The following is a 10397-nucleotide window of genomic DNA, read 5'->3' as shown; positions in this document are numbered from 1 at the left end:
CGGGAAGGGGCGGCGGGGGCGGATCACAGCCGTGGGTCCACCGGCTCCGACTCCAGCGCCAGTACGCCGAACACCGCCTCGTGGACGCGCCACAGGGGCTCGCCCTCCGCCAGCCGGTCCAGGGCCTCCAGGCCGAGGGCGTACTCGCGGATCGCCAGGGAGCGCTTGTGGTTGAGGAAGCGCTGCCGCAGCCGGGCGAGGTTGTCGGGGCGGGTGTACTCCGGGCCGTAGATGATCCGCAGGTACTCACGTCCCCGGCACTTGATGCCCGGCTGGACCAGGCGGCCCGCCGCGCCGCGGACCACCGCCTCCAGCGGCTTGACGACCATGCCCTCGCCGCCGCGGCCCGTCATCTCCAGCCACCAGTCGACGCCGGCCCGCACCGACTCGGGATCGGCCGTGTCGACGTACAGGCGTCGGGTCGTGTGCAGGAGACCCGTGCCGTCGTGCTCCACGAGCCGGTCCAGCAGGGCCAGCTGGTCGTCGTGGGGCAGGGCCGCGAGGCTGCGGCCCTGGACCGCGAGGATCTGGAACGGTGCCAGGCGCACGCCGTCCAGGCCGTCCGTGGTCCAGCAGTAGCGGCGGTACGCCTCGGTGAACGCCGCCGCGTCCGAGGCACGTTCGCGCTGCCGGGACAGCAGGTCCGACACGTCGACACCGCGGGCGGCAGCCCCCTCCAGGGCCGCCAGGGCGCCTGGGAAGACCGCGCCGGACGCGGCGCCGACGGCCGCGTACTGCGAGCGCAGCAGCCCGGCCGCCTTCAGCGACCACGGCATCAGCTCCGCGTCCAGCAGCAGCCAGTCGGTGTCGAGTTCGTCCCACAGGCCGGCCTCGGCGACCGCCGCTCGGACCCGGCCGAGGATCTCCTCGGTGACCGCGACGTCGTCGAAGAACGGCCGCCCGGTGCGCGTGTAGAGCGAGCCGGTCGGCCCCTCCACCCCGAACCGCTTCCGTGCCGTCTCCGCGTCCCGGCACACCAGGGCCACGGCCCGCGAGCCCATGTGCTTCTCCTCGCACACGACCCGCGCGACACCGTCCTCGGCGTACTGCGCGAACGCCTCCGCCGGGTGCTCCAGGTACCCCTCGACCCGGCTGGTCGCCGTCGGCGCCATGGTCGGCGGCAGGTACGGCAGCAGGCGCGGGTCGACGGCGAAGCGGCTCATGACCTCCAGGGCCGCCGCCGCGTTCTCCTCCCGCACGGACACCCGTCCCGCGTGCCGGGTCTCGACCACCCGTCGGCCGTGCACGTCCTTCAGGTCCAGCGGCCGGCCGTCGTGCCCGCCCGGCGCCTCCGCCCGCAGCGGCTTCACCGGCTCGTACCAGACCCGCTCGGCCGGTACGTCGACCAGTTCGCGCTCCGGCCAGCGCAGCGCGGTCAGCTTGCCGCCGAACACGGCGCCGGTGTCCAGGCAGATGGTGTTGTTGAGCCAGCTCGCCTCCGGGACCGGGGTGTGGCCGTAGACGACGGCGGCCCGGCCCCGGTAGTCCTCCGCCCACGGGTAGCGCACCGGCAGGCCGAACTCGTCGGTCTCGCCGGTGGTGTCGCCGTACAGGGCGTGCGAGCGGACCCGGCCCGAGGTGCGGCCGTGGTACTTCTCCGGCAGACCGGCGTGGCAGACCACCAGCTTGCCGCCGTCGAGGACGTAGTGGCTGACGAGGCCGTCGAGGAACTCACGGACCTCGGCGCGGAACTCCTCGCTCTCGCCCTCCATCTGCTCGATGGTCTCGGCGAGTCCGTGGGTGTGCTGGACCTTGCGGCCGCGCAGAAAGCGGCCGTACTTGTTCTCGTGGTTGCCGGGCACGCACAGCGCGTTGCCCGACCCGACCATGCCCATCACACGGCGCAGCACGCCGGGGCTGTCGGGGCCGCGGTCGACGAGGTCGCCGACGAAGACGGCCTGGCGGCCCTCCGGGTGGACGCCGTCGACGTAGCCCAGCTTGCCGAGCAGGCCCTCCAGTTCGGAGGCGCAGCCGTGGATGTCGCCGACGATGTCGAAGGGGCCGGTGAGGTGGGTCAGGTCGTTGAAGCGCTTCTCGGTGACGACCGTGGCGCTCTCGATGTCCTCCACGCCCCGCAGGATGTGCACCTTGCGGAAGCCCTCGCGCTCCAACTGCCGCAGTGAGCGGCGCAGTTCGCGGATGTGCCGCTGGATGACCCGGCGGGGCATGCCGGCCCGGTCGGCGCGGGCCGCGTTGCGCTCGGCGCACACCTCCTCCGGCACGTCCAGCACGATGGCGATGGGCAGCACGTCGTACTGCCGGGCCAGGTCGATCAGCTGGCGCCGGGAGTCCTGCTGCACGCTGGTCGCGTCGACGACGGTGCGCCGGCCGGCCGCGAGACGCTTGCCCGCGATGTAGTGCAGGACGTCGAAGGCGTCCCGCGAGGCGCTCTGGTCGTTCTCGTCGTCGGCGACCAGGCCGCGGCAGAAGTCGGACGAGATGACCTCTGTGGGCTTGAAGTGCCGCCTGGCGAAGGTGGACTTGCCCGACCCGGACGCGCCCACCAGCACGACGAGGGAGAGGTCGGTGACGGGCAGCGCGCGGGCCCGCTTCGGGGTCTCGGATACCTGGATGTCGGTCATGCTGCCTTCGCCTCCTTCTCGTTCGGTGCGGCCGGGGTCGGGGTCGGGGTGGTTGTACTCGGGGAGGCCGTGTCCACGGAGGCTGCGCCCATGGAGAAGACGGCCATCTGGGTCGGGGGGCCGACCTCGGGGTCGTCCGGGCCGACGGGCACGAAGTCCACCTCGTAGCCGTGCCGTCCGGCGACCTCGGTGGCCCAGGTGCGGAACTGCGCGCGCGTCCACTCGAAGCGGTGGTCGCCGTGCCGGACGTGGCCTGCCGGGAGGGTCTCCCAGCGGACGTTGTACTCGACGTTCGGGGTGGTCACCAGGACCGTGCGGGGCCGGGCCGAGCCGAACACCGCGTACTCCAGGGCGGGCAGCCGCGGCAGGTCGAGGTGCTCGATCACCTCACTGAGCACGGCCGCGTCATAGCCCTTGAGCCGGGAGTCGGTGTAGGCGAGCGAGCCCTGGAACAGGGTGACGCGGGAGGCCTGCCGCTCGCCCATGCGGTCCAGCTTGAGCCGCCGGGAGGCGATGGTCAGGGCGCGCATCGACACGTCGACGCCGACGATCTCGGTGAACCGCGGGTCCTTCAGCAGCGCCTGCACCAACTGGCCCTGCCCGCACCCGAGGTCGAGGACGCGGGCGGCACCGGACTCGCCGAGCGCGGCCATGATCGCGTCCCGGCGCTGCACGGCGAGCGGGGTCGGCTTCTCCTCGGTCTCCGCCTCCGCCTCGACCGCGTTGTCGATCTCCTCGACCACGCTGTCGTCGGTCTCGGCGAGCCGAACCAGCTCCAGGCGCTCCATCGCCTGCCGGGTCAGCGACCAGCGGCGCGACAGGAACCGGCTGGTGATCAGCTTCTGTTCGGGGTGGCCGGGCAGCCAGCCGTCCCCGGCGCGCAGTAGCTTGTCGACCTCGTCGGGAGCGACCCAGTAGTGCTTGGCGTCGTCGAGGACGGGCAGCAGGACGTACAGGTGCCGCAGGGCCTCGGCGAGCGTCAGCGTCTCGGACTCCAGCACGAGACGCACGTACCGGGAGTCGCCCCAGGCGGGGAACTCCGTGTCCAGCGGGACTGGTTCGGCGCTCACCGTCCAGCCGAGCGGCTCGAACAGAGCCCGTACGAGGTCGGGGCCGCCGCGCGCGGGCAGCGCGGGCACCTCGATGCGCAACGGGCGTACCTGCGCGGGCAGTTCGGGCTTGGCCGTGCAGACGCCGCGCATGGCGCTGGAGAAGACGGCGCTCAGCGCGACCGCGAGCAGCGAAGAGGCCGCGTAGGGGCGGTCGTTGACGTACTGCGCCAGGGCCGCGTCGGGGGCGCCACCGCGGCCCTTGCCCTTGCCCCGGCGGACCAGCGCCACGGCATCGACCTCCAGCAGCAGCGCCGCCGTGCAGCGTTCGGCGTCCGCCTGGGGGTAGAGGACGTGCGCCTTGCCGTAGGAGGTGGAGAACGCCTGCGATTTCTCGGGATGCTTGTGGAGCAGGAAACCGAGGTCGGTGGCGGGGCGTTCGCGGGTGCCGGTGGTGGTGATCGTCAGGAACACGGTGGTTGCCTCGAAAAGGGTTCGGAAGGAGCGAAAGCGCTGGTGGTGCGCCTGCGCGCCCCTCCAACGTACAGACAGGGGCGCACCGGCACCCAGGGATTTTCCCGAGCTACTCCGTCGCCCTCTTCCACGGCCGGACACCGAGCTTGCCGGTCGTGCCGAGGTCCAGTCCCGGCGTCACGACGACCGGGTCGGCGCCTTCCTTCGCCCGGACCCGGACGTAGGGGACGTTCACCGCCGTCCCGGACTGGGTGGTGTTGCGCCACACCAGGCTCGCGAGGGCCGTCTCGCCCGGCTTCAGGGTGACGGGCTCGGGCGCCTCGTCGGGCCCCGCCCCGGTGGTGATCTCGCCGCTGCCCTTGAGGATCTGGACGCCGTCGACCGGCTCACGGTTGTCGTCCAGCAGCTCCAGCAGCGGGTAGCCGTGGACGGAGTAGTCGCGCGTTCCGCAGTTCTGCAGGTGCAGTCCCACGACACGCAGGCCCATCGCCGCGTCGCCCTCGTCGGCGAAGACCCGGACACCGGAGGCCGGGCAGTCGCCCGTCTCGGCCGGTGCCTCGTCCGCGGGCACCTTGGTGACATCGGAGACCACGGCCCGCGTGACCGACGACGACCCCGGCGCCACCACCCCGAGGCGGACGGTGCCACGCACGGTCTTCCCGGCTCCGACCGCGCGCACGGTCTCACGCTTGTTCCCCATGGACTCACCGGCACTGTTGGTGAAGGTGACGCTGATCGTGTACGTCATCGCCTCGGTGCCCTGGTTGGTGACCTCGTAGGCGGCGGAGATGCCGGAGTCGGCGGGCAGCCGGTCGGGGACGACCGAGACGCTGCGCTCCGGCGACGGGGACGGCGACGGGATGGTCACCGAGGTGATGCGGACGCCGTCGATGCCGGGATCGGTCACCTGGGTCGCGGAGGACGGCGTCCCCTCGCCGGGGCCGCCCGTCCCGGTGTCGGCACGTTCGGTGCCGCACGCCGAGAGCAACAGGGCGGCGGCGAGGGCCGGAAGGAGGAGGGGGGCGGGTCTGCGCATCCCGTCACCTCATCAGGGGGCCGCCCCGGCGACTGTGGTGGAGGCCATAATTCCGGTCACAGGGCTGTCACAGGTGCGCGCGATCGCTTGCGGCGGCTCACCTTCGCGTCCCGGTGCACCGGACATCGTTGTCCGGCGCCCGGAACGCGTGGGCCACGTGTCGTACGCCGTGTGCGGCAGGCAGTGAGCCGTGTGCGGTGAGCCGTGAACCGTGCGGCTCACGGGCGTCGTCTACGGCAGCTGCGACTGCACCTGGGCGGAGATCAGCTCCAGGTGGTCCAGGTCGTGCAGGTCGAGGACCTGGAGGTAGAGGCGGGTGGAGCCGGCCTCGGCGTAGCGGCCGATCTTCTCGACGACCTCGGCCGGGGTGCCCGCCAGGCCGTTCTCCTTCAGCTCGTCGACCTCGCGGCCGATCGACGCGGCCCGGCGGGCGACCTCCTGGTCGTCCTTGCCGACGCAGACGACGAGGGCGCTGGAGTAGGTGAGGTCGTCGGCGGCGCGTCCGGCCTTCTCGGCGGCGGCACGGACCCGGCCGAACTGGCGCTCGGTGTCCTCCACCGAGCTGAACGGCATGTTGAACTCGTCGGCGTAGCGGGCCGCCAGCCGGGGCGTACGGCTCGCGCCGTGGCCGCCGATGAGTACGGGGATCTTCGCCTGGGCGGGCTTGGGCAGGCCGGGCGAGTCCTTGAGCTGGTAGTGCTCGCCGTCGAAGTCGAAGGTCTTGCCGGCGTCGGTGGCCCACAGTCCGGTGACGATCTCCAGCTGCTCCTCCAGTCGGCCGAACTTCTCCTTCGGGAAGGGGATGCCGTACGCCGCGTGCTCCTCCGCGAACCAGCCCGCGCCCAGGCCGAGTTCGACACGGCCGCCGGACATCTGGTCGACCTGGGCGACCTGGATGGCGAGCACGCCGGGCAGCCGGAAGGTGGCGGCGGTCATGAGCGTGCCGAGGCGGATGCGCTTGGTCTCGCGGGCCAGTCCGGCGAGGGTGATCCAGGCGTCGGTGGGGCCGGGCAGGCCGTCCGAGTCGCCCATCGCCACATAATGGTCCGAGCGGAAGAAGGCATCGAAGCCGAGGTCTTCGGTGGCCTTGGCCACCGTGAGGAGGGTGTCGTAGGTGGCGCCCTGCTGGGGTTCGGTGAAGATGCGGAGATCCATGTCTCCATCCTGCACGAGCGGGCTCAGCCTTCTCGCAACGCCCCTTCCCGTGCCGCCAGCTTGCGCAGCATCTCCAGGACCCGGTCCCTGGACTCGTCCGCCGCGTCGATGGCTTCCATGCACTGCCAGTACGTCCCCTCGTCGGCCGCCGAGCTGGCGACTCCGACGAGGGCGATGCCGACCTCGCCGAGCAGGTCGGCCAGGCGCAGGAGAGCCTCGCGGGCGTCGTCCAGCTTGGTGAGCCGGGCGGCGAGCAGGTCGCCGGTGTCGAGGTCCGGGGTGTCCAGCACCCCGCAGCCCCGGCCCGCCAGCTCGGTCAGGCCCAGGGCCTCGCCGCGCAGTTCGGGCGGGCCCGAAACCGCGAGGCGACTGCCTATCGCCTGGGCCAGGGCCTGGGCCTGCCAGACCTCGGTCAGGGTCCGTCTCCCGCCGACACTGCTCGCGAGAGCCCGGCTACTCGTCAGGATGAGCCGCACCGCGTCCATGGGGTGCCCCCGTCTGTCCCGACGTGCTCCGCGCACGTCCACGTCACTGCTTCACTACCCAGAGTGAAGGTCTGTGGGACGAAAAGCCAGAGGAAGACGGAAATCTGTGGACAACAAATCGGTTTCGGACGGCTGAACGATTACGCGGAGTGATATCGGAGTCGTCGGTTCCCCTGGCTGCCGACGACGACCGGCTCTCCGCCCACGGTCAAGGCGCCGGAAACCGCCGCTCGTTGCGGTCGATCTTCGCGTCCAGTGCCGCCAGCGGGTCGATGCCGAGCACCTCGCACAGTTGCAGCAGATAGGCGAGCACGTCGGCGACCTCGTCGGTCACCCGGTGCGCGCTGTCCGGGTCGTCCATCACGCGCGTCGACTCCTCCGGCGTCAACCACTGGAAGATCTCCACCAGTTCGGAGGCCTCCACACTGAGCGCGGAGACGAGGTTCTTGGGGGTGTGGTAGGGCTGCCAGTTCCGGGCGGCCGCGAACTCGGCCAGCCTGCGCTGGAGCTTCGCCACGTCGAGAGGTTCGGTCACGGCTCCAGGTGTACCACCGTGACCCCGGCCGTCCCCGCGGCCCAGGAGGCGTCGCTCACCGCGCCGACACAGCGGATATGGCCCCGCTCGCTCATCCGGACGGCCAGCCGCAGCAGTTCGCCGCGCTGGCGCGGGTCCAGGTCCCGGTCGAAGCCGTCGGCGAGCACGGTGAGGGCGCGCATCGCGTCCGGCACCTCGCCGGGCGGGTCCACGTCCAGGACACCGGGGCCGGTCAGCAGGACCAGGGTGAGGGCGAGGTGGCGCAGTTCGCCGTCACCGAGGCGGGCCAGTTCGGTACGCGGCCCAGCACCCCGGTCGAGCAGGGCACGGACGGTCCCGTCACCGAGGGGCTCGGCGAGTACGTCGGTCACCGGCCCCGCGCAGCCGCCCCGTACGGCGGCGACGAGCTGCGCGTGCCGCCGTACGCACTCCTCACGGGTGCGCCACAGGACGTCGGCGAGGTTGTCGCAGCCGCCCAGCAGGTGCCCGGAGCCCGTGCGGGCGGGGGCGCGCATCCGGTCAGGCCGTGGATCGCAGGCGAAGACGGAACGCAGCGCGACCACCATCTGTTCGGCGGCGGCGAGCACCTGGCGCTGGCCGTCGGTCTTACCGGCCACGCGCAGCGGCAGCAGGGCGGTGGCGAGGCGGTCGTCGGGCAGCGGGGCACGGGTGACCGACGAGGAGCCGGCGGTGTGCCAGGCGGCCTGCACCGTGCCCCGGCCCGGGTCGCGCAGCGCGGTCTCCAGCAGCACCAGCCCGCCCGCGCTCAGCCGCTCCCCCACGATCCGCAGCGCCGGTTCGGCCTGCACGGCGACATCGAGCCGGACCTGCCCCTCGGGTCCGTCGGCCGTGCAGCCGATGCGGAATCCGCGCCGGTGCTGGGCGTCGGGCCGGGACCACTCCGGTACGCAGGCAGCCGGATCCGGGAACACCTCCCAGACCGCGCCGCCGCCCGCGAGCCGGGCCAGCGCCTCGTACGCCCGCAGGGCACTCGTCTTCCCGCTGCCGCTGGGTCCGGCGAAGAGAGTGACCGCGCCGAGCGGATGAACGGCCCGCCGGTGCCGGGCGAAGGCGGAGAGCCGCAACTCGGTGAGACCTGGACGGGCGGGGCGGGACGGTCGCCCGACGGGAGGGACGGACCCGGCGGCGGGCGCAGGCGCGACGGACGGGGCCGACCCGGCGGCGGGCTCAGGCCCGACGGAAGGCAAGGGAACGGAGGAGGGCGAGGACACGGAGGATGTCAGCGGCACGGCCATATGCGGACCGTAGGACTCCGCCGGTCTGGCGAACCGTTCCGCCCCCGTCAGCTTCCTACGAACGGGCGACGGCGCGCGCGGGGCGGCCCCGGTGAGTCTCCGTCACCGCCCGACGCGCCGGCTCACACCCCCGCGCCCTCCATGAGCCCGCTCACCTCGGTGCCCGGCGGGGTCAGCAGGAACACGTTGCGGTCGACCCGGTGCATCCCGCTGGCGAGGCCGAAGACCACGCCGGTGGAGAAGTCCAGGACGCGCTTGGCGACGTCCGTCTCCGCGCTGCTCAGGTCGAGCAGCACCGGGATGCCCGCCATCAGCGTCTCGGCGACCTCGCGGGCGTCCGCGAAGACGTTGACCCGCAGGACGACGAAACGCCGCCGGGTCTCCGTCTCCGCGTCCGGCAGCGAGCGGTGGCTCACCGCCGACGGCCAGGCGTCCCGGCCGCGCAACGGAACGACCTGAGCGAGCCCTTCCCACTGTTCATCGGTGACGTCGTAACGGTTCACCGGCACCCCCCCGAACTGACTCGCTTTTACTGCCTGCACCAGCCATTCTTACGCCAAGTCACCCGTTCGGCCCAACAGCGACACGGTCCGCGACAGCTTCAGGAGCAACCGGGCGGCTCCTCACCCGCCTCGCTCCGCAGCCCTCGCCTCCGCGCCCAGTCGGCTCACCGGCCCCGATTACCGTCCGGCGCCGTGTACTTGGCAGAAGTCCCGCCGATGACACCCGCGCGGCGAATCCGGCCGGCCGGGTCGTCCGCGTTCTCCGAGATTCCGTGGATTCCGTGCGGCTGCCGGAGCTTTGGGGGCATGCGGCGACCGGTGATGGTGGTGGTGGTGATGGTGCGCGGTCCCGGATCCGTCGGGGCGGCGGCCGTACCGCTGGGGTGACGTGGGCGGCCGGCCGGCGCACCGGGGCCGGCGCCGGCCGGGTGCGTGGGCGCGCTCCTGCGCCGGGCGGCGACTCCCCCGGGACGCTGCCGGCGAATCCGCGCGGCAGACGCCAATTGGCAGATTCGGGCCGGCGAACCGCCGGTTCTACGGCGTTTCTCCGGCCCGAATCTGCCAATTGTTCGGCCTGTCGCCCGGCCTGTTGCTCGGCCTGTTGCTCGGCCTGTTGCTCGGCCTGACGGGATTCGCCGACAGCGCCGGCGGGGCGGGACGCGCGCGGTCAGGCCGGTGCGCCGAGGGGGCCGGCCGCTACCAGGGCTGACACTCCTCTCGCGGCACACCACGAACTCGTCAGCCGGTCGTGCGGGTGAAGCGGAGCGACATGGCGACCGTGGTCAGGCCGCGGATCATGCCCATCTGGTTCCAGCCCATGCCGAACTCGCCCCGGTCCACGGTGAATTCGCCGTCCAGCGTGAGCGCGTCGGCGTCGGCTCCCACCAGGAGCGCCGTGAAGGAGAGCGGCCTGCTGATGCCCCGCACGGTCAGCTGACCGACGACGTGTACGGCGTCGCCGTCGCGGAGTTCCGCACTGCGGACGGCGAAGGTGATCTGGGGGTGGTGGTCGGCGTCGAAGAAGTCGGCCCCGCGCAGATGCGTGTCGCGCTTGACGTTCTTGGTGTCCAGGGAGGCCACGTCGATCGTGACGGTTCCGACGGCGGACCCGTCGGAACGGACCTCGCCCTGCCCGGTCACGGCGGTGAAGGTGCCCTTGACCGTAACCAGGTTCCACATCGTCTTGTGCCGGAGCGCGACGGTGGAGGCCCCCGCGTCGAGCTGCCACAGTCCGGTTTCCACGGCGACGGTCATGGTGTTCTCCTGCTGTCGATTGCTGACGTTGCCGTCATGGCTGTCATTGCTGTCACTGCTGTCACTGC

The 10397-nt window shown here is 72.3% G+C and carries 9 protein-coding genes; all 9 read right to left on the bottom strand.

Annotated elements, in window-relative coordinates:
• Nucleotides 1-23 precede the first annotated feature (23 nt).
• A complete protein-coding gene (locus BZL64_RS29195; protein ID WP_086772160.1) occupies nucleotides 24-2582 on the bottom strand; it encodes a polynucleotide kinase-phosphatase in 2559 nt (852 codons plus the stop codon).
• The gene (locus BZL64_RS29190) at nucleotides 2579-4105 is read right to left on the bottom strand and encodes a 3' terminal RNA ribose 2'-O-methyltransferase Hen1 (protein ID WP_086772159.1); all 1527 of its coding nucleotides are present in this window, start codon (nucleotides 4103-4105) and stop codon (nucleotides 2579-2581) included. Before BZL64_RS29190 ends, BZL64_RS29195 begins: the two co-directional genes overlap by 4 nt.
• A 109-nt stretch (nucleotides 4106-4214) precedes the next feature.
• On the bottom strand, nucleotides 4215-5141 hold the full coding sequence (locus tag BZL64_RS29185) for a DUF4232 domain-containing protein (RefSeq protein WP_086772158.1): 927 nt from the start codon (nucleotides 5139-5141) through the stop codon (nucleotides 4215-4217).
• Nucleotides 5142-5372: 231 nt separating this feature from the next.
• Complete coding sequence (locus tag BZL64_RS29180; RefSeq protein WP_086772157.1) at nucleotides 5373-6296, bottom strand: LLM class F420-dependent oxidoreductase; 924 nt, start codon at nucleotides 6294-6296, stop codon at nucleotides 5373-5375.
• A 23-nt stretch (nucleotides 6297-6319) separates the two neighbouring features.
• Nucleotides 6320-6781, bottom strand: coding sequence for a DUF6099 family protein (locus BZL64_RS29175; RefSeq protein ID WP_086772156.1), 462 nt, complete (start codon nucleotides 6779-6781; stop codon nucleotides 6320-6322).
• Nucleotides 6782-6989: 208 nt separating this feature from the next.
• Nucleotides 6990-7316 carry a nucleotide pyrophosphohydrolase gene (locus BZL64_RS29170; RefSeq protein WP_086772155.1) on the bottom strand — a complete coding sequence of 109 codons (327 nt, stop codon included), beginning with the start codon at nucleotides 7314-7316 and terminating at the stop codon, nucleotides 6990-6992.
• A complete protein-coding gene (locus BZL64_RS29165) occupies nucleotides 7313-8572 on the bottom strand; it encodes a biotin transporter BioY (RefSeq protein ID WP_086772154.1) in 1260 nt (419 codons plus the stop codon). The genes BZL64_RS29170 and BZL64_RS29165 overlap by 4 nt, the downstream gene beginning before the upstream one ends.
• A gap of 122 nt (nucleotides 8573-8694) precedes the next feature.
• Nucleotides 8695-9075 carry a cell division protein SepF gene (locus BZL64_RS29160; RefSeq protein WP_229894389.1) on the bottom strand — a complete coding sequence of 127 codons (381 nt, stop codon included), beginning with the start codon at nucleotides 9073-9075 and terminating at the stop codon, nucleotides 8695-8697.
• 738 nt (nucleotides 9076-9813) lie between these two features.
• Nucleotides 9814-10329: a YceI family protein gene (locus BZL64_RS29155; RefSeq protein ID WP_086772152.1), complete on the bottom strand. Its 516-nt coding sequence runs from the start codon at nucleotides 10327-10329 to the stop codon at nucleotides 9814-9816.
• Nucleotides 10330-10397: the final 68 nt, after the last annotated feature.

This window comes from Streptomyces bobili, from assembly GCF_002154575.1.
In the GTDB taxonomy this organism is placed as follows: Bacteria; Actinomycetota; Actinomycetes; order Streptomycetales; family Streptomycetaceae; genus Streptomyces; species Streptomyces bobili.
Note: the sequence above shows the minus strand (reverse complement) of the source record. Positions and strands in the feature narration are given on the sequence as shown.